General features: G+C 55.9%; 2 protein-coding genes. One reads left to right on the top strand and one right to left on the bottom strand.

Annotated elements, in window-relative coordinates; all coding sequences use genetic code 11:
- Positions 1–189, bottom strand: a 189-nt coding sequence (locus tag AB4Z23_RS28950; protein WP_441361366.1) for a hypothetical protein, incomplete at its 3' end; no start/stop codon positions are given.
- Between AB4Z23_RS28950 and AB4Z23_RS28945 the strand changes: the two genes are divergently transcribed.
- Positions 113–379, top strand: a 267-nt coding sequence (locus tag AB4Z23_RS28945) for a YcgJ family protein (RefSeq protein WP_441361365.1), incomplete at its 3' end; no start/stop codon positions are given. The two genes, AB4Z23_RS28950 and AB4Z23_RS28945, sit on opposite strands and share 77 nt — an antisense overlap.

The raw sequence follows: 379 nt of genomic DNA, 5'->3' as shown, positions 1-379 counted from the left end.
GCCTTCTGCAACGATGGAGATGGCGGCTCGTGCCAGCTTGTAGTGGCGGCGGCTCGGCCCGAAGCCGACGGAAACGCGCAATCGCACAAAGAAGATATTGGATGGCGTTAGGATGCACAGACTTCGACCCGAAATAGTGGCGGCGATCGTTATCGTAACTGCGATACCGGCTTTTGCTGGCACAACCAAAAGCGTGAGGTCGCCTCAACGTGGCGTGCTGTGCGATCAGTATATGTGCGTCGATGCGAGTGGCATCTCCAGGACGCTAACGGAAAAGTTCCTGGGCGCCACGGCAGCCATGAAACTGTTCGCCCAGGGCGATTTCAGGACGACGCAATTTACTTTTGTGAATGGCGTTTTCTGCGATACGCAGGAAAGA

The organism is Agrobacterium sp. MCAB5 (assembly GCF_052114365.1).
GTDB lineage: Bacteria > Pseudomonadota > Alphaproteobacteria > Rhizobiales > Rhizobiaceae > Agrobacterium > Agrobacterium tumefaciens.
The sequence above is the reverse complement of the archived record's forward strand: the minus strand, read 5'-3'. Positions and strand labels throughout refer to the sequence as shown.